Below are 23,896 nucleotides of genomic sequence, written 5' to 3'. Positions count from 1 at the left end.
CAGGCCTCCCTCACCTTTCAGCCATCAATCTTAACGGCCTCCTTGGAGGCCGTTTTCTTTGCGGTCATAAAACGGGAATGTGCTGTTTCCTATTGATCGCTGCGAAGGCGGCACCTGCTTGAGATCCTTCACAGATCGTCCCCAGGAGCCCGATGTATGCCAGTGATTCCTCTGCGTTTACTTCTACCCATGCTGCTGAGCAGTCTTTCGCTCACGGGATGCCTAACCACTGAGCAAATGCCTGCCGCCCCCGTAGTCGAGACTGCCGTTACTCACCCGTCCGATCAATACATTCCTGTGCAACGCTATGGACGCTATACCTTGGTCGAGCTTGCACCCGAGGCGGCACAGCAGAACCTGCTGTTGCAGGTCATAGACATAGACCTGCCCAGTACCTGGTCTGCCTCAGTACCAGACGCTCTTCGTTATGCCCTACTACGTACGGGCTACCAGCTTTGCGAGCCTACACCTCAGAACGCGAGCCTATTTGCTCTCCCATTGCCTGCTGCTCATTTGAAGCTAGGGCCGATAGTGCTGCGCGATGTATTGCAAACCCTGGCAGGTCCAGCGTGGTCGCTACAAATCGATGAGCAACATCGCCAGGTCTGTTTTAGGTCCTCGATTAACCACTCGACTACAGGACCAGAGGCAAACGCGCCCCTCCGCTCGGAGGCTTCCCTGTGATTTATTCCACGCTCTCAGATACACCAATACGTACCCGACTGATGCACTGGACAGCGCCTCTTCTTTTCGCGTTAACGTGCTGCACACTTATTGCACATCAAAAGTCACTGTCGACCCTAGCCCAAAGGCTTGATGGGGCGAATGACGAAACCCAACTCCAGCACCTTGAGAGCAAAATCCAGGAACTGGAGCAGTTCATCCTGACGACCCAGCAAGCGGACGATACGGCAACTCGCTCAGCCATCAACAACATGCGAGATGAGGTGAGTGAGCGCTTCGAAGATATTAAGCTAGCTCTTATCACGCATGTGTCCCGTCAAGACCTGAACGCCTTACTGCAACGGATCGAGTCGATCGAGGCCAGTCACCAACGGCCCATACAACCTCTCCCCTCGCCCACAAACACCTATCGAAAACCGAAGAAAAAAATTGAGCCTGAGATCCAGGTACTGGGCCGGGAACTGCGCGGCGGGCACCCATTCTTGGCCGTTGGGCCGGCAGGTATTCAATCGCTGGATCATAGCCACCTTCTCAGGGTCGGCGACTCGTTTCAGGGTTGGAGGCTTGAAGGATTCGACGAACAGACCGCGGTGTTTGTCGCCGATGGCATTACTCACCGCTTGAGCATTCGATAGGAGTGGCCATGTCTCGTTTACGATTGCTGAATTCGCTGATCTTTTCGCTTTGCTTCGATGCTCATGCGAATGAAAGCGCCACGAACACCTCCATCGAGGCCAACGCCAAGTTCCGTGCAGATACGACTCTTGCAATGGAAAAAACACTACTTGCACAGCAGTGGGGCCTACAGCGGGAGGAACTGGATCGATTTGACGCGCTGATGAGAGGGCCACTGGGCACCTACTCTCCAAACCTGGACCCGTTAAGCGCACTGGGAATTGAAGCGCCTACGGATGCCGAGCGACAGCGCTATGCACGACTTCAGGTGGAGGCAGAGGCTTTGCGCGTTGAGAAGTTGCTCGGCTACCAGCGCGCCTATGACCAAGCTTGGAAAGATCGCTATCCGGGAATGTCACTCATCAACCTACCTCCCATCAGCAGCCCCCTTATGTTCAAACCTGCCGAGCGAAAATCCGTCTTCGTTCGGTTGGACTGCCCCGAGTGCGATCAGAAGGTCAGGCAACTGTACACGTCAGGCACCGCGTTCGATCTTTATGTTGTCGACAGCGAACAAGACGACAAGCGCATTCGGCAGTGGGCGCAAAAAGTCGGCATCAAACCCAAAAGGATTCGAGACGGGAACATCTCCATCAATCATGACAACGGACGCTGGGCATCCATCGGCGCACACGGAGACTTACCGGCAGTGATGCAGGAGGTAAATGGTCGATGGCTGCGCCAGTAAACATAAACAGCGCACGGCGAGGCGTCCCTTGTTTTGCTATGCAATTGGAGGTGGCCTGCACCAGAGGATCATGGCTTCTGCCCCTTACAGCTGGGGACTTTAGTCGTCATTGCGCTAGACCGGTCGAAGTTGCGCGGATGTTTAAACCAGCGCTTAAACATCGTGTAGCATTACGAAATGACACCGGTCTGGTGCAAACCAATCAGGACCATCGACAGCGGTTTTATTGGCACCCTGATCAGCCGTTGCGGCCCGATCGGTATCTGGAAGTTGCCGCGATTCGTTTGCTGCCGTTTCGCCCGAGTGAAGACGGAATCTTTGCTGCGGGTCTTGCTCATCGTCCTGACTTCGGATCGCTGGCGGCACGTTATCGACAATACCTAAGCGAAAATCTGCCCCTTATTGGCTTTGTAAGGATACTCACGCCATGAAAACACGTTATGCATGGACCGGCCTCATATTGGCGTTCTACTACGGCGTGTGTGTGGCTGACGCCCCCAGGCTCAGCTACGCGCAAGAACGCTACAGCGAAGAAGACTTTCTACCGGTTCGCTCGACAAACCTATCCCCTGGAGCTGTCGAACGAAGAACGTTGGACGCGACAGGTCTTCCTGCGTTCTTTCTGATTGGAGACGATGCTCGCTCTAAGTCCTGGTTAAAACAGCGTCTACCGCAGTTGGCGAAACTCAAGGCAGTTGGTCTGGTAGTCAATGTCGAATCGAAGATGGCACTTGCTCAACTTCGTCAGGCGGCCCCTGGCCTGACCCTGACCCCGGTAGCTGCTGATGATTTGGCTCAACGCCTTCACCTTCAGCACTATCCCGTGTTGATCACTGCCAGCAGCCTTGAGCAGTAGTAATGACAGAGAGCCACGCCGTAGAAACGCTCTTGCGGCCGGCTGTTGAACTGTACAGCGTCGCCGCCTGTGGTTCAGCGGCGATTCTGTGTCTTGCCGCTCCCTGGTCGCTGGCACTGACTCCCACTTTGGGAGCTGGAGCGGCGTGTATCTGTGCAGTACTGGGTGCCATTCGCTTGAGGCAAGCCTGTATCGTCCTACGTTATCGCCGGCAGATGAGGCGGTTGTCGCGTTACGTGATGACCAGTCGTGAAATTCCTGTCAGCCACCAACGCTTGTTCGTGGGTAAAGGATTTCGGTGGGATCAACGCCACACGCACCGTTTAATGCAGACCTATCGGCCTGAGTTTCGGCGGTATGTGGAACCGTCTGCTTTGTACCAAGTTGCACGTCGAGTGGAAGCCCGGCTGGAGTTCGCACCCAGCCCCTTGAATCGGCTGCCTAGACTCATCAGCTGGGACCATCCCTTTAATCCTGTCAGACCGTTGCCTCCCGTAGGGGGGGGGCCCCGCCTCCATGCCGTAGAACCTCAAGAACTCGATGTCACCCTCCCCCTGGGTGAGAGGGTTGGCCATACCCTGGTACTTGGGACGACTCGAGTCGGCAAGACTCGATTGGCGGAGTTGTTCATCACCCAGGACATCCGTCGTGGTGAGGTCTGTATCGTGTTCGACCCGAAGGGGGATGCCGAGCTGCTCAAACGCATGTACGTTGAGGCTCAACGCGCAGGGCGTGAGGGGGAGTTCTACGTATTCCACCTGGGGCAACCCTCGATCTCAGCTCGCTACAATGCGATTGGACGATTTGGGCGTATTACCGAGGTCGCGTCCCGCATCGCTGGGCAGTTGTCAGGAGAAGGCAATTCCGCGGCGTTCAGGGAATTTGCCTGGCGCTTCGTCAATATCATTGCCCGTGCCTTGGTTGAGCTGGGGCAGCGTCCGGACTATCTGCTGATTCAGCGTCACGTGATCAACATCGACGCGCTGTTTATCGAATACGCAGCCTGCTTCTTTGCCGAAAAAGATCCCAAAGCTTGGAACGTCATTGTCCAGCTCGAAGCCAATATCAGCGAGAAGAACACCCCGCGGCACATGATAGGCCGCGAGAAACGGGTGGTCGCGATTGAACAGTATCTGGCACAGGCGCGACTGTATGACCCCGTCCTTGATGGGCTGCGCTCCGCGGTGCGCTACGACAGGACCTATTTCGACAAGATTGTTGCTTCGCTGTTGCCGCTGTTGGAGAAGCTCACCACCGGTGACGTTGCTCAGTTGCTGGCTCCCGATTACAGGTACCTGCCAGACTCGCGACCGATATTTGACTGGATGCAAGTGATCCGCAAGCGCGCCGTTGTTTATGTCGGCCTTGATGCGTTGTCGGATTCGGAGGTGGCTTCAGCCGTCGGCAATTCCATGTTTTCTGACCTTGTTTCTGTGGCGGGCCATATCTACAAATTCGAGGTCGACGAAAGGCTGTCTGATGCAGAAGTAAATCAGAAAATACCCATCAATGTTCACGCTGATGAATTCAACGAACTGATGGGCGATGAGTTTATCCCGATGATCAACAAGGGTGGTGGTGCAGGCATCCAGGTCACGGCATACACTCAGACACTCAGCGACATTGAAGCGCGAATCGGCAACCGGGCCAAAGCAGGCCAGGTCATTGGCAACTTCAACAATCTGTTCATGTTAAGAGTCCGTGAAACGGCTACGGCCGAGCTGCTCACCAACCAGTTGCCCAAAGTCGAGGTCTATACAACCTCGGTGATGAGCGCGGCCACCGACAGCTCAGATCCCCATGGAAATACCGCGTTTACCTCGAACACACAGGACCGAATCACCGCCACCAGCGTTCCGATGATTGAGCCTGCGCATGTGGTCGCTCTACCCAAAGGCCAAGCATTCGGATTGATTGAAGGTGGTCAGCTTTGGAAAATTCGCATGCCCCTGCCCGCGCCGGATCCTGATGAAATCATGCCCAAGGACCTACAGATGATGGCCGGCTACATGCGCAAGCGTTACGTCGCAGCGGACGAGTGGTGGAGTTCGGCAACAGAGCAGGATCAAGACGCGCCGTTACCTGAGGATCTTCTTGATGGGGCTGCACAAACGGAGTCTACGCAGCTATGAGCGGCCCTTCAGCGACTGCCCAGCATCAGCAGCGGCAACAGCAAGGGGTGTTCATCAATCTGCTAACCCTGCCCTTTCGGTTCGTGGCCGTTCTGCTTGGATCGCTGTTGCTGAACATTGTGATCGAATGTGTCGGCATATATGTTTTCTGGCCAGAAGAAGGCTGGCGGCATTCACAGCGAATGTTTGAATACGAACTGGTTCAGCTGTCCAACGACTTCAAGCGCAGCGCACTGGTGCAGGAGCCGGGACGAAGCGCCCGAGAAATCGTCCAGTTTGTGTATGACGAAGTTCTGGTAAATACGGGTGTTACCCATGCACTGATGAGCACATCGCAGCGTGCGCAGGATGCTCGTATTGCCGATGCTCGCTCGGCTCGTGACTACATCGGGGCGTTCTACTCGCACCTAGAAAACAACCTCATCGCTGCAGCTTTTAGCGTACTGGTTTTCATCGTCCGCTTGCTTGTACTGTGTTTGTCGGTGCCGCTCTTTCTCGTAGCAGCATTTATCGGGTTGATCGATGGGCTCGTACAACGAGACATCCGTCGATTCGGTGCAGGCCGCGAGTCAGGGTATGTCTATCACCGCGCCAAGGCCTGCGTGATGCCGTTGCTCACCTTCCCCTGGGTCATCTATCTGGTGCTGCCAGTGAGCGTGAACGCCGCTTTTATCTTGCTGCCCAGTGCGGTCCTTCTTGGGGGTGTTATAAGCCTCACAGCAAGCAGGTTCAAAAAGTATCTGTGATCTCTGCCTTGCGCAGATGTAGGACCGCCAAGTCATGCTCTCGAAGGGCCAGGGCGGGCTCCTTCCCTTCGTTGAAAAGGCGCTCACTGTTTTCGGTATGAGCCAGCGCTTTGCTCAAATGTAGACGCCTCAATTCAGGGCCAGAAAGGACACGCTCGGCCGCCGGGTCAAGCAAAACACCTTCAAAACACCGTACCCGCTGAACAGGATCCGTAAGCGAATATGCTTCATCCAACAGCATTGCGATTCGCTCTTCATCGAATCGAAGCTGCTTAGAAAACACATTATTTCTATCCGTAGCAGAATCCATTCTTCCACCTGAGCAAAAAATCCAGACCGCACAGTACATCACCCAAAAAAACCGGCTACTGCCCATTAATTTCAGAATCTTTCATTGGCTACTAGGTGAACGACAACGAAGTTCCTACGATCATGAGCTGAAGATGCATGGTGGCGTGACTACCTCAATACGGTATCGACCAGTACCCCATTGATCGCAGCATCAGGCCCCCTGTCTCTCGCAATATCGAGCCGTCTGACTGGACAGAACGAGCTCAACGATGATCAACCCCATACATCCAAAATACTTACAGAAACTCCTTTTCCTACTTGCATTCGTAGGAAAGGCCACAGCTACAGCCAACGAAATCATCGACGAACATACACGTTTAGCAATCTTGCTACGCGAGTTGAACGCCATTGAGCGGCTCTCCGCAGCAGGTGATTTCGATAAGGAGCCTGCTTCCTCACGCTACCACTTCAACTATGCCCGCCTCCGTGCAGACATCTCCCGTGTCAGCACGGGCATCCAAGACTATCTGTCACCTCGACGCGCCATACCTCGTGAGGTTGCTGTCCTGCACGGTCATTACACCGACGAAGCGGTGCCTGATCAATGAATGCCGCGCAGATCACTGCCTATCAGGCAAACGGCGGCATCACACCTTCCAGTACAGCCACTGTGCTGACCTGCGCCGTCTTCGCAACATTGTTGCTCTGGGGCGTATGGGCCATCCGCACAGCTTACTCCGGCTGGGCTGAGCAACGCCTCAATCAACGTCAAATTCTGGGTGTGGTGATTCGCTTCACGGCGATGTACCTGGCCCTGACGTATCTCCTCCTCGCATGAGTCAAAGGCCCCCCATGAATCGGCATTCCCAAGACTACAAACACCTCATCCCCGTACTGACACTTAGCCAATCTTTGTTCCCGACTCCGCTCTTAGCCAAAGGTAAGTTGCCTACCATGGAAGATCCGTCTCGCGGTGCTGGCAAAGGCATCATGGAGACGATGCAAAACTACGGATACGACATCGTCATGCTCGTTGCGTTGCTCGTGGTCGCCTCCATGTTCATCGGCGTCTGCTACCACGCTTACACCCGTTACTCCGAAATCCATACTGGACGGTCCACTTGGGGTCAGTTCGGTCTGAGCATCGCGGTGGGTGCAGTCATGCTGGTGGTCGGTATCTGGTTGCTGACCAAAGCCACCGGCATTCTGTAAGGAGACGCACCATGGAGTCTCTTCAACAAAACGCATTCGAAGGCACCATCACCTTTCTTCCACACCGCCTCAATCGACAACCCGTTGTCGTTCGAGGACTGACCGCAGACGAGCTTTGGATCGCCACAGGGTTGTCTGGAGCAACGGGCCTGATACTGGGCATTCCTTCAGCGTGGTTGTTGGGCAGCATCGCAGTGATACCTACCTCAATCGTGCTGTTGATTGCTGCAGGATTATTTATCGGTGGAGGACTGATACGCCGGCAAAAGCGAGGCCGCCCGGACACATGGCTCTATAGGCATCTCCAGTGGTGGCTAGCCAATCAATGTCCACACCTCTCACTTCAATTGGGTATGAGTGAGCTGATCACACGCACTGGCTTCTGGACGACACGTCGGGAGGCCATATGAGCAGGTTCAAAAACGAAGTACTGCATCTGCAATCCCATGTGAAAACGCTCAGGTTCTGTACGGGCGGGTTATGCCTGATCGTGTTGGGGCTGGGAGCTGGTTGGTGGAGTGCACCCCGGGAACTTACGATCCATGTCCCCCCAGACCTGCGCTCTGGCAGTACTCGCAAGTGGTGGGAAATTCCACCCGAGTCGGTGTATGCCTTCACCTTCTACATTTTTCAACAACTCAATCGATGGCCAACGGACGGTGAAGAGGACTACAACCGAAACCTACAATCCCTGTCGGCCTACATGACCCCGAAGTGCCGTTCTTTTTTTCAGTATGACTATGATCAGCGACGCCGATCAGGAGAACTGAGAAAGCGTGTGCGAGGGATATACGAGATCCCGGGACGCGGTTACGGAGACGATCCAGAAGCCCGTGTGAAGATCGTTTCCGATAGCGATTGGCTCGTGACTCTGGATATCAATGCGGATGAGTATCACGGCGCTGAACAGGTTAAGCGGGCGCTCGTTCGCTACCCCATTAAGGTAGTACGTCTGGACATTGATCCGGAATTGAATCCCTTCGGACTTGCGCTGGACTGCTACGACGGAGCGCCTCAACGTATTGCCATTCCGGCGACTTCGGCGCCTGCCTCCCAACCATCAGAACGCCCGTTGGGAGAGACCTCATGAATCCGCTACTAGTCGCTGCGACTTTGGGCGTGATGCTGGTCCTCTGTTCTGCCACATGCCCAGCAGTAGAGATTATGGAATGGAAGCGCCTGCCGCTCGCTATTCCGCTACTTGTGGGGCAGGAACGTGTACTGTTTGTAGAGCGCAATGTACGTGTCGGCATGCCCTCCCATTTGGGTGATCGTCTAAGGGTACAAAGTGCGGCGGGAACGGTTTATCTGCGGGCCAATGAACCGATCGAGCCGACGCGCCTACAACTGCAAGATGCTGTCACGGGGGAGCTGATCCTCCTGGACATAGCCGCTGAGACAGCCCGGGAGGGTCAAACTCAGTTGGAACCGATCAGGATCATCGAATCGCCCGCAGACAGACCACGCACCAAAGACAGATCCAACGAGTCAGCAGCTCAGTCTCGTGAACCGTCATCTCAAACTCCTGTCCCCGTGGCGCTGACTCGCTACGCTGCCCAAAACCTATATGCACCGCTTCGCACTGTAGAACCTTTGCACGGTGTCAGGCGGGTTAATCTTCCTGCCAATCTCTCAATGGAACTTCTAGCACCTAGCTTACCGATCAGCGCCAAAGCGCTGGCTGCCTGGCGCCTCGATGATTACTGGGTCACGGCCATCCGACTGACCAACCAAACCCAGGCCGTTGTCGATCTCGATCCCAGATTACTGTTGGGTGACTTCGCGACGGCCACCTTCCAGCACTCCTTTCTTGGCCCCAAAGGCACCTCGGTGGATACCACGGTGGCTTACCTGACCACTCGAGGACATGGCATCGCACTTTCGCTGCTCCCAACGATCAGTCCCGTGGATGCGTCTTTAAACCTGCCTTACGCAGAGGCCGAATCATCCCTTGAGGTGCACCATGAAAAGTAATGGGCTGCTCAAATGGTTGATGATCCCTATGGCGTTCCTGGTGATTCTGGTACTGGTGAAATTACTGCCCAACAGATCCTCGCCTTCCGAACCAATCGAAGTACAGAGCCAACTCACCGCTGAAGAGATCAAAGCCCTTGGATTGGAAGGCGATACGTCGAGCGATACCGTCGCCACCCTGGTAGCGCAGGTACGACAGCTTCGAGCTGACTTGAAGAAAGCAGTGAGCGAGAGGGAGCCACGCAGGGAAGAACCTGAATCACTGCATCAATTTATGGATGTCATTGAACAGCGCATCCAGCTCGCTCTAGAGAATGAGCGACAGCGTGTTCATGAAGAGCGAAACACCACAGGTGACGGCTCGGAAACACAATGGCTCCTACAGGATCTTCAGCGGCAACTGGATGGCTTATACCGGAAGGAAAACCCCATGGATCTGCCGGTGGGGATAGGTTCGTACGATGGCGATGACTCAGATTTCAGGCGCGATATTCGTTGGATTGAACCTGATGATGCCCTGCCCAAGGACACGGCCACTCCCTCTACCGAATCGGGATTTAGCTTCCCCACGCGTTTCGGCCCCGCGCAAAATCCGTTGAGTAATTTAGCTGGCACCTTCACCACCAGAATCTCCAGGGACGTTGAGGCCCCAACAGCAAAACCAACGTATACCGTACCGCCCAATGCCACACTGATGGGCTCCATGGCAATGACAGCGCTCATCGGTCGTGTCCCTATTGACGGCACCGTCAACGATCCATACCCATTCAAGGTTCTGATCGGGGCAGACAACCTGACAGCCAATGGCATTGATCTGCCAGAGATTGCCGGTGCCGTCGTCAGCGGTACTGCATCAGGCGATTGGACGCTGTCCTGCGTCAGAGGACAAATCCGCTCCATCACCTTCGTGTTCCAGGACGGAACCATTCGCACCCTGCCCAGCGACGGCCGTGATGGCAGTGACGGCTCGCAGAATGCATCGAATAATGGATCTGCCCAGGAAGGCCTGGGGTGGATCAGCGACCAGCATGGAATTCCTTGTGTCGCCGGCAAACGCCGCAGCAACGCTCAGCAGTATCTGGGATCACAAGCCCTCATCACTGCAGCCGGTGTCGGTGCAGCGTCCCTGATCAAGTCTGATAACTCCACCGTTTATGCCGGCAGCAGCGGTGGCGCGATGAGCACGGTTGGCATCTCTGGGGGCGAAGCCATGAATCGACTGCTCGCCAGCGGTGTGCAGGACATCTCTCAGTGGGTCAACAAACTCTACGGCCAGGCCTTTGCCGCTGTCTACGTCGAGCCAGGTGCCCAGGTTGCCGTGCACATCGAACAGCCCCTCGCGCTCGACTACGCCCCTCACGGGCGCAAAGTTGATCACACCCTTGGAGGTCGAAATGACGTCACAGAACTGGATTGAGGCAACGAGGACAATCCTGATGGCTGTTGCCCTCACAGGATGCGCAACCAATACCGAAGACCTACTTAGCCATGACGGCAGCACGATGATGGAGGTCTGGAATCAGCAAACCAGTGGCTCAACAAACGGACGAACCGCTCAGCAGTTGCTCGATGCGAGGCAAGCCTTGAGGCGCCCCTTAACTGAGCCTCTTGTGCCGTCATTTGCTACTCCCTATACACGGACCGCTCAAAACGAAATTCAGAGCCAATTTCACCGACTGCCCAATCCGGATCTCGTGATGTACGTCTTTCCTCACCGGGCTGGAACAGAAGCCGTACCGGTGCCTGGGTACAGCACGGTTTTTCCTCTACATCAGCGCGTTCAGTACGCTATGCCAGGCGAACGACTGGAGGACTACTGATGACCTGGTTTTCTGGATGGAAGCGTCAGGAACCGCCGTCAGAACCGATGGAACGCGATGCCTGGACTCGCCACGTCGCCAAGTTGGCGGCGCAAGGCATCGCTGAGCCAGGTATCGGTCGCAAAAAGCCGGTGACTGAGGCAGACGACAACACGTTCTATGACACTGCACCCTCGTTCGTGGATCGGTTGCCCTGGGTCGAATTTCTCCCCCAATCCAACTGCATGCTGCTTGAAGATGGGCTCTCGGTAGCCGCCTTCTTCGAGATTACCCCGTTAGGCACGGAAGGCCGAGAAAGCGCCTGGCTGCAGCAAGCCAGGGACACGCTTGAAAACATCCTGCAGGACAGTTTTGACGAGCTGGACCAGGACCCATGGGTAGTACAGCTCTATGCCCAGGATGAAACCAACTGGGAGGCTTATCTGCATACGCTGCGTCAGTACGTCCAACCTCGCGCGCGGGGCAGCGCTTTCAGCACATTTTACCAGCGGTTCTTCGCTCACCACCTCAACGCGATCGCCAAGCCTGGAGGACTCTTTGAGGACACCACGCTGACTCGCTTGCCCTGGAAGGGGCAGATTCGACGTGTACGGATGGTTGTGTACCGTCGTGCCCCTCACGCGACTTCCTTGAAACGTGGCCAGTCCGCGGAACAGGCCCTGAGCAACGTGTGCGACCGGCTGACGGCTGGATTGACCGGTACTGGCATCAAGACTTGCCGACTTGAGGCAAAGGATATCCACGACTGGCTGCTGCGCTGGTTCAACCCTGCCCCCTCGTTGCTGGGCAGCACCACGCAAGACCGGGAACGCTTTTACGACCTAACAGCTTACCCAACCGAAACGAACGCCGGCGAAATCGAACTGGCCAGCGGTACGGACTTCTCTCAGCGCCTGTTCTTCAACCAACCTCACTCTGATGCAGCTCAAGGCATCTGGTACTTCGACGGCATGCCGCACCGCATCATGACGATGGATCGCTTGCGTACAGTGCCCCACACGGGCCACCTGACGGGAGAAACGCGCAAGGGCGACGCGATCAATGCATACTTCGACCAGATGCCTGAGGACACTCTGATGTGTCTGACACTGGTGGCCACGCCTCAGGACGTGCTCGAAGCCCACCTTAACCATCTGAGCAAGAAGTCCGTAGGCGAGACCCTGGCTTCCGAGCAGGCACGACAGGACGTTCATCAAGCCCGATCGATTATCGGGTCCTCCCACAAGCTCTATCGAGGATCACTTGCCTTCTACCTTCGGGGCCAAGACATCGCGCAATTGAATGCTCGTGGCATGCAGCTCGCCAATGTGATGCTACAGGCCGGATTGCAGCCTGTGCGCGAGGACGATGAGGTGGCACCACTCAACAGCTACCTGCGCTGGTTGCCGTGTGTCTTTGATCCCGCCAAGGATAAACGCCAGTGGTACAGCCAGCTGATGTTCGCGCAACACGCAGCCAACCTGGCCCCTGTATGGGGTCGCAGCCAAGGCACAGGACATCCGGGCATTACCTTCTTCAACCGCGGCGGCGGCCCTCTCTCCTTCGACCCACTGAATCGCCTTGATCGGCAAATGAATGCCCACCTGTTTCTGTTCGGCCCCACGGGCTCAGGCAAGTCAGCAACGCTCAACAACATCCTCAACCAGGTCACAGCCATCTACCAACCGCGGCTTTTTATCGTTGAAGCAGGTAACTCCTTTGGGCTGTTTGCCGAGTTTGCCAAGCGCCTGGGTTTGTCGGTGCATCACGTGAAACTGTCGCCAGGTGCCGACGTAAGCCTGGCGCCCTTCGCAGATGCACGTCGGCTGGTGGAAACACCTGACGAAATTGAAACGCTTGATGCCGACCGACTGGATGACTCAACCACGCCCCTCGAGGGTGATGAGCAGCGAGATGTGCTTGGGGAACTTGAAATCACTGCTCGCCTGATGATCACCGGCGGAGAGGACAAAGAAGAGGCACGTCTGACCCGTGCGGACCGAAGCCTGATTCGGCAAAGTATTCTGGATGCAGCACAGTGCTGCGTCACTGACAATCGTACAGTTCTGACCCAGGACGTACGCGACGCACTGCGCTCACGCGCAAGCGAACTAACCTTGCCAGAAGCCCGCCGGACACGTCTTCTGGAGATGGCTGAAGCCATGGACCTTTTCTGCCAGGGGCTGGACGGCGAACTATTCAACCGGCCAGGTACACCGTGGCCAGAAGCAGACATAACCATCGTCGACTTGGCCACCTTCGCTCGCGAGGGCTACAACGCACAGCTCTCAATTGCCTATCTGTCGCTGCTCAATACCGTCAACAACATCGCTGAGCGTGACCAGTTCCTGGGCCGACCGATCATCAACGTCACGGATGAAGGTCATATCATCACCAAGAACCCACTGCTTTCACCCTACGTGGTTAAGATCACCAAGATGTGGCGAAAGCTGGGGGCTTGGTTCTGGCTGGCCACGCAGAATCTCGACGATTTGCCCAAGGCAGCCGAGCCTATGCTGAACATGATCGAGTGGTGGATCTGCTTGAGCATGCCACCTGATGAAGTGGAAAAAATTGCACGCTTCCGCGAGCTCAGCCCCGCCCAAAAGTCGATGATGATGTCCGCTCGCAAGGAGTCCGGTAAATATTGCGAAGGGGTCGTGCTCTCCAAGTCCATGGAAGCGCTCTTCAGAGCCGTCCCGCCCAGCTTGTACCTGGCTATGGCTATGACCGAACCAGAGGAGAAAGCGGCACGTTTCAAGCTTATGCAAGAACAAAGCATCAGCGAGCTGGATGCTGCAATTCAAATGGCCGAGAACATTGACCGTGCAAGAGGAATCGAGCCATTGCACTTCGATGGCTCAGCTCTGTAAGACAGATACGTCTGTATGTTCCGCAGGACTGAACGACAGCACGCATTCACACCGAGTACGTTAGGATTGGTGCGGCGTTGATGATAGACATAGATGCCGTAGGTACAGCAAAAAGTGGCGCTGGATGTAAGCGGATGGCGAACACACCTCCCGAACTCCAGCATTAAGGGTGATGGTGTCCGCCTATGTTTGCGCACGCGCCTCCCTTATCGCCGGGACTCCCATGTGCCAACGAAGCGCTTATCCCAAACTTTCAAGGCTCAGGTCGTGCAGGAATGCCTGCAACCATGCGCCACGGTGTCCAGTATCGCCATCAGCCATCGCATCAACGCCAACGTGATCCGCAAGTGGCTGCCGATTTACCGCGACATCGCTGCTGGAAAATCCTGATGATGCTGGCTTACTATCCGAAATCAGATAGCCATCATCGATAGAGACTTCTCAAGTGGCTCGAAATCAAAAAGCAAAGCCAACCCTAGACGCCGCGAAGCTGCGCGAAAACGCCCTGACATCCATTCGCCTTGGCGTGGAAGACTTCCAACGCAGCCAAGGTGGCGACAATCATGACCCGGCCAGAGCGCTCTCTTCAATTCGGAACCTTTTCGCTGGGGTTCTGCTGCTTTTCAAGTACAAAATCGCGAGCAGCGTTGATAATCCAGCCGATGCGGCTGCGTTGATATTCAACCCTCCAGAAATCCTGCCACAACCAGATGGCGATGGTGGGGTCACCTGGCAGCCTGTTGGTCGGTTCAAGTCCACAACCATTGATGTCGCGACAATAAAGAAACGTTTTGATGCTTTCGATATCGAGATTAACTGGAACGTAATTGACAAGCTTCAGGCTTGTCGCAACCACCTGGAGCACCTTCATCCGGCTCATACCCTGGGCGAAGTCGCCGACTTTGTAGCAGAACTATTTCCGATACTGCGAGATTTCATCCGTGATGAGCTTCAGGAAGAACCCGCCGCTATCTTGGGTGACGCCTGGCAAATCATGCTGCTTCATCACGACTTTGTCGCAGAAATCAAAGAGGAATGCGATGAAGGTTGGGCTCAAGCCGGCATTCCTGATGGTATGTACGAGTGGTTGGAAGCCTGCAAATGCCCTGAATGCGCTTCTACACTCCTGAAGCCAGATCAGGAGAACATTGATACTGGTGAGACAGTCGAGTCTGATGACGACCATTTTTTCGCAGTGTGCGTCAAATGCGGCCATCGCGAACTGATTGCGCCTTTGCTTTTGGATGCGCTTGGCAAAACTCACACTTATGATCCACGCGACGGCGATGAACCCACGCTGGAACGGTGTAACGCGTGTGACCGGGAAGCATTCGTTATCAAAGATCAGACCTGCCTGTGGTGCGGTTGCGAGCTCGATTACACCGAATGCGAAGACTGCGGCGAGGCGCTAGGGCAAGAAGATCAAGATAATGATGGTCGCTGCTCCTACCATGCTTATGCTTATGAGAAATTCATGCGCGAAGACTGACGCTCTTGATACCCGACGCAGCTAGAGGGCTTTGAATCTAGCCAAGCCTCTTACCTACACCTTCTTTCATAAACATTGATGGCATCCGTCGGTTGCACCAAAAAATCACCCTCAGGATCAGCAATGTGCACGCAGACCTCCTATGCTATCGGTAATGGCTTTGATTTACATCGCTACCCTCCACCCTACATTCACAGCCCTAGCGTTGGTGACCAGATCGCTAAGGAATGAGCTGGACGAGGGGTACCTCTCGCTTAAGCACTGCTGATCGCATCGCCCCTGGCTCAACCCCGAACAACACTCGTTACGGTGACGCGGCCATAACCATAAATCCGAGAAAGAGGAAAGCCTACGTTGCGGATTGAATCGTGACGATGCCCCCTCCTTCGTCCGACACTTTCCCGGCAAATCATGCTTTACCTGCTGACCTGGTCAGCGACACGCCCAGGTAGCTTTGGTCTTAAAGGCTACGGCTCAGCGTTGCTGAGCAGATCAATTCATTCGTCGAGCATCCGACCGCGAATAACCATCGTCCACGCGATGGTGGATGCACTCTCCTCCCTGCCGACTCCGCTCGGTCAATCCATACATCAATCCCATGGGGTTTCTGCCCCTGGGGTGGGAGCCTCTTCGTCAACGGAGCTTCCCATGACAATAGTTTCCCCAACGGCTTCCGCCTCTACCGAGGAGAACAGCCCAGAGCATCAGGATGACGTGATCAAGCAAGCCATCTCGATTCTGGAGAAACGCATGTTCAAACGTGGTCCTTACCTCAAGGCACCGCAAGACGCCCGCGACTATCTGCGATTGCGACTCGCGGGTGAGGCCCAGGAGGTTTTCTCCGCGCTATTCCTAGATTCTTCCTACAAGGTAATGGCCTACGAAACGCTGTTCTACGGAACGATTGATTCAGTGGCCGTTTACCCTAGACGAATTCTGCAACGTGCCCTGGAGCACAACTGTGCAGCAATTATCGTCGCCCATAATCACCCCTCCGGCGAAACCAGTCCGAGCGGCAAAGATAAAGAAGTCACCAAGGCACTGAACGACCTGCTACCAAGGCTGGACGTCCGTCTTCTGGATCACTTCATTATTGGCGAAGGTGAACCCTACTCCTTCGCTGAAGCCGGGTTGATTCCGCTGGTTTTCGTTGGCTGATGCCCCAACCCACTTTTTTCAAAGCGCCCATCGGGCGCTTTTTTTCTAAGCGATGCCTGTATGCGGGATAAGGCCAGATCCGTTTGTCACGGGTAGAGGCCGAGTTCTGCTGGTTCACTGCGCAACCATTCTGCGCAGGATCAAACCATGCCCCTAAGTCGCCCGAACATATGCCATTTCACTGCCATCGCCGCGGCGATGGGATTTCCCCTCACTGCGTTTGCGCTCAATACCGCAACGATCACTGCCTCAAGTCTCTCACCAGACTGCCTCGCCTATCGCGTGGTCGGCATCTGTTACTGGCTTTTCTGCACCAATTTTGGCTGCGAAGTCGAAACGTCCTCCAAGGTCCGTCACTACGTTCCCGATGCAGTCGTCTCGAGCTACAGCAACACTGGTGAGAATCCATGGACAGAGGTTCGAGCTATGAGCCCAGCCAACCCCACCGCCCTCAGCGGCGGTGACGGTAGCACCGGCATCAGCCATGAAGCTGACCTCGCTAAATTCAAAAATGCCGACGTCATCGGGCATCCTGGCGGTGCCACGTTCAGCCAGTTCGTCAGCCAGTCCGGTTACGGCTGCTCAGGTGCAGGCAAGATCCTGATGCCTTACTTCCTGAGCACCCTGGATAGCATCGCCTGGCGCTATAACGTCCCCGAACTGGTCTTTCCAGAAACGCTTACGCCCGGCGTGCGAGAGATCGGCAGTCGCGCTAGCGGGGATCTATGGGGTTCAGTCTATCCTCGTGGTGGGTTCCTGCACGGCGTCGACGACTATAAAAGCGCTGCCGTTGTGGCCCAACGGGCCGGCGACATTGTCACCCGCCGCGGGCAAATGCACGTCTATCAGCCACTGCTGGGGACGGCCCAAGATGGGTATTGGCCAGCCGGTCCGCTGAAAGAAAGCGACCCGCGCTCCGGCAAATGGCAGGAGCTCACACCCAACCAATCAAAAACCTGCGCCGTCTTCCCCAACAAGCTCCAACACGCTCAATCGCCACGCGGAGACTATGCGTGGGCGCTATGGCGCCCCTATAGCTGCTGCGAGCGCGAAGGACAGATCTTTCTGGGCAGCACAGACTACTCAGGAGCAGGCGAATGAAAACCGAGACTTTGCACGCTTCGATCAGGACTCGCCCCTGCTGCCTCCGGTTTCTTATGGTCACCTTGCTCCTCGCGACAGCTGCCCACGCCGCTCAGACCCAGATCAACAAAGACGGCATCCATCACAGCGGTACGGTGATGGGAGATGAAGTGCTGTACAGCATTGGGGGCGGACGTGCAGTGTCCATGGGTGGCGCAGCCTCCATGGACACCATCATGGTCGGCGCAGGCTGGGACACCAACTTGATCTGCGGCGACATGAGTCTGAACCATACGTTGCAGAATCAACTGAACGGTGCCACCAGCGGCTTCAAGTCGATCATGAGCAATGTGATTCAGAACGCCACCGCGGCCGTGGCCTCTCTTCCCGCCCTGATCATTCAGCGGGCGGATCCTGGCCTGTATAACCTGCTCACCAACGGCATCTTGCAAGCACGGCTCGACTTCGATCGCTCCAAATCCACCTGTTTGGCCGTCGCTGAACGAATGGCTGACATCGCAGGTGGGCAGCTCGGTTGGGGGCAATTGGCAGAAGGCATGGCACTGAGTAAATCAGTGAAAAGCGGCGATGCCGTCGCTGCGGTTGAACAGGCTGAGAAACACCGAGGGAATAACGGTGTTCCCTGGGTCGGCGGCGACTCAGCCGGAGGTAAAAGACAACCTCCCATCAAAGTGGTGTCAGACATTACTCGTGCTGGCTTCAATCTACTTAACGGCCGTGATGTCGGTAACCGCTCCTCCATTCCTAAAGACGCGTGCGGCAATCGATTGAGTTGCCAGACCTGGTCGTCCCCCCAAGAAGCTGAGACTTGGGCAACACGGGTACTGGGTGAGCAGGAACACCAGACCTGCGACAACTGCACCAAGACCCAAACCAAACCTGGCGTGGGCCTTACACCGCTCATCCAGGAAGAATACGAAGCCAAGCTACAAGCACTTGAGGGGCTTCTCAAAGGCAGCAAGCTAACCTCCCTAGAGAACCTGATGGCAGCCAGTAGCCAATCACTGCCCATCACCCGGGGCGTGATCGAAGCTCTGCGTGACGAGCCTGATCAAGATCTGCTGGCAAAACGTTTGGCCTCGGAGGTCGCCCTCTCCAGCGTCCTCGAAAAAGCACTCCTGTTGCAACGAACCCTACTGACGGGGCGCAAGGAACCAAACGTCGCCGCCAATCAACTGGCTCAACAAGCTATCGGTATAGAAAGCGAAGCTCTGACTCAGGAAATCAACAGCCTCAAGACCGAGCTTGAACTGCGCAGCACGTTGGCAGGCAACTCACCAATGATGCTGATCCAGCGTCAAAGCAGCCGTGCGGCAGCCTCTCAGGGCGTCTACCAAGGCGACCCCGTACGCAACCGACTGGATCTGATCCAGCAGGTGATTCCAGAGGGGGAACAACGATGATGCGCTCGTCAAAAACCAGAACGCTAATCGCGCACTTGCTCCTCTGGAGCGTCATCCTTGGCTTGGCGTCTACCGTAATCGGGTTACTGATTCTGGAAACCTCCAGCGACTTCAGCGCCTGGAGTGCATGGATAGATACAAACAAGGTCGCCCTTTTGGCCTGGCGACTTGCTCTCTACTGCGTCACTGCTGGGGGCTGGTACCGGATGCGGATCAGCCTGGCGAGTCGAGGTTTAACAGCTAAGCAAAATCATCGCCTTCTCTGCGCTGAAGTATCGGCTATCGGTGTCCTGGTGCTCCTCGAGTGGTCGATCTTTGCCACCGACAGCCGATCGCGGCCACGCCCATGACGCTCTACACCAACGACTACCTGGAGTATTACCTGACCCTGGTCGGGTGGATCGTCAACAACGGGATATGGGAGATGCTGGTTGCCACCGGCGTCTTTGCCCTGCCCTTTCTGGCGATCATCGTTCAGGAATGGCTCAGAGCCCGTAGCGAAGGTGCGGATGAAGGCAACAAGGGAGTGCTCTCTTCGCTGCGTATCGAGAACAGGGTTTGGGTCGCCATCGTGGTGATCATGTTCGCCGGCATCCCCTTCATTGACGTTGACCTCAATACTATCGAGTTCGACACCACACGATCTGCACAATGCCAGGTGAGCGTTGCGACACCCCAGGACACCCGCTGGTCCAATACCTTCACGGTGCTCAACAACCAAAGCGCAAAAGTGCCCGTATGGTGGTTCTTCATACACTCACTGTCCAAGGCTCTGACCGGAGGCGCCACTGCTGCAATTCCCTGCGGCACGGATCTGCGGCAGATACGCATCGACATCGACACGGCCCGCATTGATGATCCAATACTGGCTCAGGAAGTGGCTGACTTCAGCCAGGACTGCTATGGCCCCGCTCGAGCCAAGCTGTTCATGAACCGCCCAGACTTGAACGACGAGACGATGGATGACATCAACTGGATCGGTTCAAAGTACCTGCTCAACACCCCCGGCTACTACGACACGTATCGATCGAAAACACCCCGCAGTCGCTGGCCCTACAACAGCACTCGAGATGCAGGATTGCCACAAATCCCAGGGGGCGGCGGATACCCCAGTTGCAAACAGTGGTGGACAGATGTTGGCCACGGCCTACGGCTCAGACTACTGCGTCAGGTAGACCCCAACCTACTGTTGCGACTTAGCCAGTGGGCTCGCTTTCTGAACACCCACCAGGCTGAAGACGCCGTCGTTCGCTCCGTGGCCTCTCCACGTCAACAGACCCTAAACCAACGCGACGTCTATGCCAGTTATGCGGGCCAGATTGACATGACCGCCGCCAACCTCAGCGCTCGCGCCGCCTCAGACCTTGGACTGACTGTTGGCTCACTGGCCTACTTCCCCGCCATGGACGTCGTACGCCAAGCCCTGCCGATGGTGCTGTCATTCCTCAAGATGGCGCTGACCATCAGCATCCCGTTGATCCTGGTCATCGGCACCTACGAACTCAAAGCCCTGACCACCATCAGCTGCGTGCAATTCGCTCTGTTCTTCGTCGACTTCTGGTTCCAACTCGCCCGCTGGCTCGACAGCACCATCCTCGACGCCCTGTACGGATGGAACTCACCACACAGCAATTTCAACGTGCTCCTGGGCGCGAACAACTCCTTCGGAGACATGCTACTGAACTACGTTATGGCGACTCTATTCATCATTCTTCCAGGGTTTTGGGTGGCGAGTTTAGCGTGGGCGGGAGTCCGTGCAGGAGGTGTACTCCAAGGTCTCAGTGATGGCACCAGACAAGCCGCCGACTCTGGAGCCAAGGGGACCAGTATGGCCTATAAATTAGTCAAGTGATCAGCTAGCTATGTGCTGAGATCAGTCATCGAACCGGGGATCATCTGGGTCGTTATAGTTAATGGGATCGTAAAAAACGCTTTTCTTATGATCGTTTTGTTCACCGAAGACCTGTTCTTCGCGCGGCAGGCCTGAGCGAGCAAGCGTAACTGCTGCAACAAGAATGAACGCAACAGTGACCAGTACCCAGAACGCAACGTAAAACAAAACGAAGAGGACAAACGCCTGCAAGCCCCACGCAATCATTCGAGATAGAGCATATGGGACACCGGCCCTTTGGAGACCACCCGAGAGTCGATCCAGTACCCTCAAATAACATCTCCAGCATCGCCCAGCGTACTCGCCGAGCCTTTCGGCTCTCGTAGCTTGCTCCTGTCTGCGCATCAATCACCTCCGTTGCCCATGGTTACCCTTCGTCCATAAAAGGGGTCGTTCGGCAGCTCAGTAACCTGCCGCGGCGCTCAAAAGGTAAATGGGAAAGTGGAGCAAACCAAGGGAATGGAGCAGAAGGGGAAAGGCCCTACCCGAAAAGCAGAAAAGGCTTCCTACAAGCCCAATTTATAGGGATCAATCATGCTCTCGCTGTTTCGCCGAAAGTCACGATCAACTCCAAAACAAACTGCTCCAACCGAGCCAGCACCGTCTGCAGAATTCACCGAGCCTCAATCGGCAAAATCGCTGCTGGCATCCCCTCGCCGGCAAAAGCTACTGGAGCAGATCTGGCAGCGCACCGCCCTCTCCCGCTCTCAGTTCAACACACTCTACCTTGACCCAATCAGCCGATACGCTGAGCTCGTTCAGCTTCTACCCGCTTCAGAAAATCACCACCACGCATACCTTGGCGGCATGCTCGATCACGGCCTAGAAGTCATCGTTTACGCATTGAAGCTGAAGCAATCCCATCTGCTTCCATCAGGTGCACAACCCGAGGTTCAGATCGCCCAAGCTGAAGCCTGGAGCGCCGCTCTGGCTTACGCCGCCCTGGGCCATGACCTGGGTAAAATCGCAGTCGACATACACGTTGAGTACGCCGATGGCAGCGTCTGGCACCCTTGGCACGGGCCACTCACGGCCCCGTACCGTCTACGCTATCGAAAAGACCGGCAGTACCGTCTCCATACCGCAGCAACCGGTCCACTCATCCATCAGATTGTTACCCGAGAGATCCAGGACTGGCTCTGCTCTTTCTCGGAGCCGTGGAACTGCCTGATGTTCAACTGGGCAGGACAAAGCGAGCATACCGGCGACCTCGGCATACTGATCACTCAGGCCGATCAAGCCTCCGTTGCACTAGCGCTCGGTGGCGATCCCGCCAAGGCCATGGCCGCCCCAAAACACGCCTTGCAACGCAAGCTGCTCGAAGGCCTGCGTTATTTATTGAGCGAAGAGTTCAAGCTCAACCAGCCCCAAGCCTCTGATGGATGGCTCACCCAGGACGCCCTTTGGCTAGTTAGCAAAACCGTCTCGGACAAACTCCGCGCTCACCTGCTTTCGCTAGGCGTCGATGGCATTCCAGAAAGAAACATCGCCGTATTCAATGTGCTGCAAGAACACGGCATTGCCCTACCCAACGCCGACGGCAAAGCCATCTGGAAAGCCACAGTGACAAGCAAGACAGGCTGGTCTCATAGCTTCACGTTTCTGAAGCTTTCACCTGCCTTGATCTGGGACGCCGGAGCGCGCCCAGCCGCTTTCACAGGCACGGTCATAGTCGACGACATCGAGACCCTCCCGATACCTTCGGACGACGCCTCAAGTCCCGATAGTTCCCCAAGACAGCCCCGGAAGGGAGTAGCCCCAGCAAACAGCCCACCACTCACACCCTCCTACTCAATGACCGAAGAGCCTGCGTTACCTGACTCTGTCGACGCGCTCATGGACTTATTCGGAGGTCCCCCCTGCCTACCCGATGACTTTGACGAAATCCCCCGAGATGATCTAGAGCCAGTGATCATGGAGACGAAGGCTGAGATGCCAATCAAGCCATCCGGAGCTCACTTCATGGAATGGTTAACTCAAGGCGTGCGATCTCACCGCCTCATCATGAATGACACCAAAGCTCTGGTGCACACCGTCAACGACACCATTTTTCTGGTCACCCCAGGAGTCTTTATGCGCTACGGCCAGGAACACCCTCACCTCGCCCGTATCGCAAAGAAAGAGCAACTGCACGACTGGCAATGGATTCAGAAACGATTTGAGGAAATGAAGCTGCATCGCAAACATCCCAACGACCTTAACATCTGGACCTGCGAGGTCAGCGGCGCGCGCAGAACCAGACTTCTACACGGTTACCTTCTCAAAGCACACGGTGGCCTCATGAACGACCTGGCCCTGAACAACCCTTATCTCAAGGTAGTGGAACCAGAGCCAAAGAAACCTAAACGCCCCACTTTAGGAAACACCCGGTAACCGCTTTGTGGATTGACAGCAGCCCCCTAGCGACGCAATTTACACACGTGTCTTGCTGACGTGCTCAGCTACATGCCAGCCGTAAGGATCCTCTCATACGGCGCTGCGATGTTTCGCAGGATCCAGCCCAATGACTGCATCGTTTCGGTAGCGCAGTCAGTCGACTTAAGGTCGATGGAAACACAGATTTTCTCACCCACGACGGGCCTTTCCCGTCGTGGGACAAGGCCCTTAATTTTTTAGGAGGCCTTAATGAAAATGGAACTGGCTCTGTACCAAGCGCTGATCGCGATCAACGTGCCCGAGCCCAAAGCCCATGCAGTGATCAACGCAATGGAGAATGACATGCATACTTTTCTTGCGACCAAGAGTGACCTTACTAATCTCGAACACCGGCTGACGGCTGAGATAGCCAAAGCTGACGTGCGACTGACTATTCGCATGGGGGTCATAATGTCAGCCGCTGTTGGCATCATTCTTACAGCTATCAAATTAGCTCACTAACCCTTTTCTATCGCATAAAAAACCACCTGTTCACAGGTGGTTTT

26 protein-coding genes are annotated in these 23,896 nt (G+C 55.6%); 24 read left to right on the top strand and 2 right to left on the bottom strand.

Annotation, left to right across the window (positions count from 1 at the left end; genetic code table 11):
- Positions 1-156: 156 nt before the first annotated feature.
- The 7 genes from pilL2 (at position 157) to ACODTO_RS07670 (ending at position 5,781) form a co-directional block, all read left to right on the top strand.
- Positions 157-684 carry a PFGI-1 class ICE element type IV pilus protein PilL2 gene (gene pilL2, locus ACODTO_RS07700; RefSeq protein ID WP_489106203.1) on the top strand — a complete coding sequence of 176 codons (528 nt, stop codon included), beginning with the start codon at positions 157-159 and terminating at the stop codon, positions 682-684.
- Positions 681-1,319, top strand: coding sequence for a hypothetical protein (locus ACODTO_RS07695; protein WP_489106202.1), 639 nt, complete (start codon positions 681-683; stop codon positions 1,317-1,319). The genes pilL2 and ACODTO_RS07695 overlap by 4 nt, the downstream gene beginning before the upstream one ends.
- An 8-nt stretch (positions 1,320-1,327) precedes the next feature.
- Positions 1,328-2,047, top strand: a complete 720-nt coding sequence (locus tag ACODTO_RS07690; RefSeq protein WP_489106201.1) for a TIGR03759 family integrating conjugative element protein — start codon at positions 1,328-1,330, stop codon at positions 2,045-2,047.
- Positions 2,048-2,184: 137 nt separating this feature from the next.
- Positions 2,185-2,478, top strand: a complete 294-nt coding sequence (locus ACODTO_RS07685) for a hypothetical protein (RefSeq protein WP_489106200.1) — start codon at positions 2,185-2,187, stop codon at positions 2,476-2,478.
- Positions 2,475-2,903, top strand: a complete 429-nt coding sequence (locus ACODTO_RS07680) for an integrating conjugative element protein (protein ID WP_489106199.1) — start codon at positions 2,475-2,477, stop codon at positions 2,901-2,903. The genes ACODTO_RS07685 and ACODTO_RS07680 overlap by 4 nt, the downstream gene beginning before the upstream one ends.
- Before the next feature lie 2 nt (positions 2,904-2,905).
- On the top strand, positions 2,906-5,035 hold the full coding sequence (gene traD, locus ACODTO_RS07675; protein ID WP_489106198.1) for a type IV conjugative transfer system coupling protein TraD: 2,130 nt from the start codon (positions 2,906-2,908) through the stop codon (positions 5,033-5,035).
- The gene (locus ACODTO_RS07670; protein ID WP_489106197.1) at positions 5,032-5,781 is read left to right on the top strand and encodes a TIGR03747 family integrating conjugative element membrane protein; all 750 of its coding nucleotides are present in this window, start codon (positions 5,032-5,034) and stop codon (positions 5,779-5,781) included. The genes traD and ACODTO_RS07670 overlap by 4 nt, the downstream gene beginning before the upstream one ends.
- On the opposite strand, the gene ACODTO_RS07665 is transcribed toward ACODTO_RS07670, so the two are convergent.
- Complete coding sequence (locus ACODTO_RS07665; RefSeq protein WP_489106196.1) at positions 5,765-6,091, bottom strand: hypothetical protein; 327 nt, start codon at positions 6,089-6,091, stop codon at positions 5,765-5,767. The two genes, ACODTO_RS07670 and ACODTO_RS07665, sit on opposite strands and share 17 nt — an antisense overlap.
- A gap of 250 nt (positions 6,092-6,341) precedes the next feature.
- Here ACODTO_RS07665 and ACODTO_RS07660 point away from each other — a divergent pair, with 250 nt between their 5' ends.
- The 15 genes from ACODTO_RS07660 to ACODTO_RS07590 all read left to right on the top strand — a co-directional run bounded on the left by ACODTO_RS07660 (position 6,342) and on the right by ACODTO_RS07590 (position 20,936).
- Positions 6,342-6,680, top strand: a complete 339-nt coding sequence (locus ACODTO_RS07660; protein WP_489106195.1) for an integrative conjugative element protein, RAQPRD family — start codon at positions 6,342-6,344, stop codon at positions 6,678-6,680.
- Positions 6,677-6,910 (top strand): TIGR03758 family integrating conjugative element protein, encoded by a 234-nt coding sequence (locus tag ACODTO_RS07655; protein ID WP_489106194.1) that lies wholly within the window; start codon positions 6,677-6,679, stop codon positions 6,908-6,910. Before ACODTO_RS07660 ends, ACODTO_RS07655 begins: the two co-directional genes overlap by 4 nt.
- Positions 6,911-6,924: 14 nt before the next feature.
- The gene (locus tag ACODTO_RS07650) at positions 6,925-7,284 is read left to right on the top strand and encodes a TIGR03745 family integrating conjugative element membrane protein (protein ID WP_055136575.1); all 360 of its coding nucleotides are present in this window, start codon (positions 6,925-6,927) and stop codon (positions 7,282-7,284) included.
- Between the two features lie 11 nt (positions 7,285-7,295).
- On the top strand, positions 7,296-7,694 hold the full coding sequence (locus ACODTO_RS07645; RefSeq protein ID WP_489106193.1) for a TIGR03750 family conjugal transfer protein: 399 nt from the start codon (positions 7,296-7,298) through the stop codon (positions 7,692-7,694).
- On the top strand, positions 7,691-8,374 hold the full coding sequence (locus ACODTO_RS07640; RefSeq protein WP_055136577.1) for a PFL_4703 family integrating conjugative element protein: 684 nt from the start codon (positions 7,691-7,693) through the stop codon (positions 8,372-8,374). Before ACODTO_RS07645 ends, ACODTO_RS07640 begins: the two co-directional genes overlap by 4 nt.
- Positions 8,371-9,258: a TIGR03749 family integrating conjugative element protein gene (locus ACODTO_RS07635; protein ID WP_489106192.1), complete on the top strand. Its 888-nt coding sequence runs from the start codon at positions 8,371-8,373 to the stop codon at positions 9,256-9,258. The genes ACODTO_RS07640 and ACODTO_RS07635 overlap by 4 nt, the downstream gene beginning before the upstream one ends.
- Positions 9,248-10,675 (top strand): TIGR03752 family integrating conjugative element protein, encoded by a 1,428-nt coding sequence (locus ACODTO_RS07630; protein WP_489106191.1) that lies wholly within the window; start codon positions 9,248-9,250, stop codon positions 10,673-10,675. The genes ACODTO_RS07635 and ACODTO_RS07630 overlap by 11 nt, the downstream gene beginning before the upstream one ends.
- On the top strand, positions 10,653-11,078 hold the full coding sequence (locus ACODTO_RS07625) for a TIGR03751 family conjugal transfer lipoprotein (RefSeq protein ID WP_489106190.1): 426 nt from the start codon (positions 10,653-10,655) through the stop codon (positions 11,076-11,078). Before ACODTO_RS07630 ends, ACODTO_RS07625 begins: the two co-directional genes overlap by 23 nt.
- Positions 11,078-13,930 (top strand): conjugative transfer ATPase, encoded by a 2,853-nt coding sequence (locus tag ACODTO_RS07620; RefSeq protein WP_489106189.1) that lies wholly within the window; start codon positions 11,078-11,080, stop codon positions 13,928-13,930. The genes ACODTO_RS07625 and ACODTO_RS07620 overlap by 1 nt, the downstream gene beginning before the upstream one ends.
- Positions 13,931-14,155: 225 nt before the next feature.
- Positions 14,156-14,320 (top strand): transposase, encoded by a 165-nt coding sequence (locus ACODTO_RS07615; RefSeq protein WP_489106188.1) that lies wholly within the window; start codon positions 14,156-14,158, stop codon positions 14,318-14,320.
- Positions 14,321-14,375: 55 nt separating this feature from the next.
- Complete coding sequence (locus ACODTO_RS07610) at positions 14,376-15,419, top strand: hypothetical protein (protein ID WP_489106187.1); 1,044 nt, start codon at positions 14,376-14,378, stop codon at positions 15,417-15,419.
- 648 nt (positions 15,420-16,067) lie between these two features.
- A complete protein-coding gene (gene radC, locus ACODTO_RS07605; protein WP_489106186.1) occupies positions 16,068-16,577 on the top strand; it encodes a RadC family protein in 510 nt (169 codons plus the stop codon).
- A 198-nt stretch (positions 16,578-16,775) separates the two neighbouring features.
- Positions 16,776-17,678, top strand: coding sequence for a TIGR03756 family integrating conjugative element protein (locus tag ACODTO_RS07600; RefSeq protein WP_489106292.1), 903 nt, complete (start codon positions 16,776-16,778; stop codon positions 17,676-17,678).
- Positions 17,679-17,734: 56 nt separating this feature from the next.
- A complete protein-coding gene (locus tag ACODTO_RS07595) occupies positions 17,735-19,084 on the top strand; it encodes an integrating conjugative element protein (protein ID WP_489106291.1) in 1,350 nt (449 codons plus the stop codon).
- 346 nt (positions 19,085-19,430) lie between these two features.
- Positions 19,431-20,936 carry a conjugal transfer protein TraG N-terminal domain-containing protein gene (locus tag ACODTO_RS07590; protein ID WP_489106185.1) on the top strand — a complete coding sequence of 502 codons (1,506 nt, stop codon included), beginning with the start codon at positions 19,431-19,433 and terminating at the stop codon, positions 20,934-20,936.
- A gap of 21 nt (positions 20,937-20,957) precedes the next feature.
- On the opposite strand, the gene ACODTO_RS07585 is transcribed toward ACODTO_RS07590, so the two are convergent.
- Positions 20,958-21,320 (bottom strand): DUF3742 family protein, encoded by a 363-nt coding sequence (locus ACODTO_RS07585; protein WP_489106184.1) that lies wholly within the window; start codon positions 21,318-21,320, stop codon positions 20,958-20,960.
- A 189-nt stretch (positions 21,321-21,509) separates the two neighbouring features.
- Here ACODTO_RS07585 and mobH point away from each other — a divergent pair, with 189 nt between their 5' ends.
- Positions 21,510-23,348, top strand: a complete 1,839-nt coding sequence (gene mobH / locus ACODTO_RS07580) for a MobH family relaxase (protein ID WP_489106183.1) — start codon at positions 21,510-21,512, stop codon at positions 23,346-23,348.
- A 252-nt stretch (positions 23,349-23,600) separates the two neighbouring features.
- On the top strand, positions 23,601-23,852 hold the full coding sequence (locus ACODTO_RS07575; protein ID WP_489106182.1) for a hypothetical protein: 252 nt from the start codon (positions 23,601-23,603) through the stop codon (positions 23,850-23,852).
- Positions 23,853-23,896 lie beyond the last annotated feature (44 nt).

The sequence above is a fragment of the Pseudomonas sp. FG13 genome (genome assembly GCF_057809755.1).
Note: the sequence above shows the minus strand (reverse complement) of the source record. Positions and strands in the feature narration are given on the sequence as shown.

Coding starts and splice junctions, on each gene's coding strand:
- pilL2 (WP_489106203.1), top strand. CDS start 157: ATGCCAGTGATTCCTCTGCGTTTACTTCTACCCATGCTGCTGAGCAGT.
- ACODTO_RS07690 (WP_489106201.1), top strand. CDS start 1,328: ATGTCTCGTTTACGATTGCTGAATTCGCTGATCTTTTCGCTTTGCTTC.
- ACODTO_RS07685 (WP_489106200.1), top strand. CDS start 2,185: ATGTTTAAACCAGCGCTTAAACATCGTGTAGCATTACGAAATGACACC.
- ACODTO_RS07680 (WP_489106199.1), top strand. CDS start 2,475: ATGAAAACACGTTATGCATGGACCGGCCTCATATTGGCGTTCTACTAC.
- traD (WP_489106198.1), top strand. CDS start 2,906: ATGACAGAGAGCCACGCCGTAGAAACGCTCTTGCGGCCGGCTGTTGAA.
- ACODTO_RS07670 (WP_489106197.1), top strand. CDS start 5,032: ATGAGCGGCCCTTCAGCGACTGCCCAGCATCAGCAGCGGCAACAGCAA.
- ACODTO_RS07665 (WP_489106196.1), bottom strand. CDS start 6,091: ATGGATTCTGCTACGGATAGAAATAATGTGTTTTCTAAGCAGCTTCGA.
- ACODTO_RS07660 (WP_489106195.1), top strand. CDS start 6,342: ATGATCAACCCCATACATCCAAAATACTTACAGAAACTCCTTTTCCTA.
- ACODTO_RS07655 (WP_489106194.1), top strand. CDS start 6,677: ATGAATGCCGCGCAGATCACTGCCTATCAGGCAAACGGCGGCATCACA.
- ACODTO_RS07650 (WP_055136575.1), top strand. CDS start 6,925: ATGAATCGGCATTCCCAAGACTACAAACACCTCATCCCCGTACTGACA.
- ACODTO_RS07645 (WP_489106193.1), top strand. CDS start 7,296: ATGGAGTCTCTTCAACAAAACGCATTCGAAGGCACCATCACCTTTCTT.
- ACODTO_RS07640 (WP_055136577.1), top strand. CDS start 7,691: ATGAGCAGGTTCAAAAACGAAGTACTGCATCTGCAATCCCATGTGAAA.
- ACODTO_RS07635 (WP_489106192.1), top strand. CDS start 8,371: ATGAATCCGCTACTAGTCGCTGCGACTTTGGGCGTGATGCTGGTCCTC.
- ACODTO_RS07630 (WP_489106191.1), top strand. CDS start 9,248: ATGAAAAGTAATGGGCTGCTCAAATGGTTGATGATCCCTATGGCGTTC.
- ACODTO_RS07625 (WP_489106190.1), top strand. CDS start 10,653: ATGACGTCACAGAACTGGATTGAGGCAACGAGGACAATCCTGATGGCT.
- ACODTO_RS07620 (WP_489106189.1), top strand. CDS start 11,078: ATGACCTGGTTTTCTGGATGGAAGCGTCAGGAACCGCCGTCAGAACCG.
- radC (WP_489106186.1), top strand. CDS start 16,068: ATGACAATAGTTTCCCCAACGGCTTCCGCCTCTACCGAGGAGAACAGC.
- ACODTO_RS07600 (WP_489106292.1), top strand. CDS start 16,776: ATGGGATTTCCCCTCACTGCGTTTGCGCTCAATACCGCAACGATCACT.
- ACODTO_RS07595 (WP_489106291.1), top strand. CDS start 17,735: ATGGTCACCTTGCTCCTCGCGACAGCTGCCCACGCCGCTCAGACCCAG.
- ACODTO_RS07590 (WP_489106185.1), top strand. CDS start 19,431: ATGACGCTCTACACCAACGACTACCTGGAGTATTACCTGACCCTGGTC.
- ACODTO_RS07585 (WP_489106184.1), bottom strand. CDS start 21,320: ATGCGCAGACAGGAGCAAGCTACGAGAGCCGAAAGGCTCGGCGAGTAC.
- mobH (WP_489106183.1), top strand. CDS start 21,510: ATGCTCTCGCTGTTTCGCCGAAAGTCACGATCAACTCCAAAACAAACT.
- ACODTO_RS07575 (WP_489106182.1), top strand. CDS start 23,601: ATGAAAATGGAACTGGCTCTGTACCAAGCGCTGATCGCGATCAACGTG.